At 39.0% G+C, this 431-nt stretch carries 2 rRNA genes; both read left to right on the top strand.

Features of this window, described 5'->3' with window-relative positions:
* Positions 1-107, top strand: a 5S ribosomal RNA gene (rrf, locus tag TP70_RS10185); the annotation flags it as partial.
* Positions 108-344: 237 nt separating this feature from the next.
* Positions 345-431, top strand: a 16S ribosomal RNA gene (locus TP70_RS10180); the annotation flags it as partial.

Genomic DNA, 431 nt, shown 5'->3' with positions numbered 1-431 from the left:
CTATGGCAAAGAGGTCACACCTGTTCCCATGCCGAACACAGAAGTTAAGCTCTTTAGCGCCGATGGTAGTCGGACTTACGTTCCGCAAGAGTAGGACGGTGCCAGGTAATTCTTTTATTATGACCATTTGGTCATTTTTCTTTTTGAAAAAATTAAATAAAAGAGTTGACTTTTGATTTAGAGATATGTATAATTATTTCTTGTCGAGTCAAAAGAAAAGACATGAACATTGAAAACTGAATGACAATATGTCAACGTTAATTCCGATAATTTGAGTACTCAGAGTAGTACTTTCAAGAGTGATTGACTTAAACAATCAAACGAGCTATATCAAGCTTACTTCTTTTATGGAGAGTTTGATCCTGGCTCAGGATGAACGCTGGCGGCGTGCCTAATACATGCAAGTCGAGCGAACAGACGAGGTGCTTGCA

Source organism: Staphylococcus microti (genome assembly GCF_000934465.1).
Lineage (GTDB): Bacteria > Bacillota > Bacilli > Staphylococcales > Staphylococcaceae > Staphylococcus > Staphylococcus microti.
This window is presented reverse-complemented; position numbering and strand designations above follow the sequence as displayed.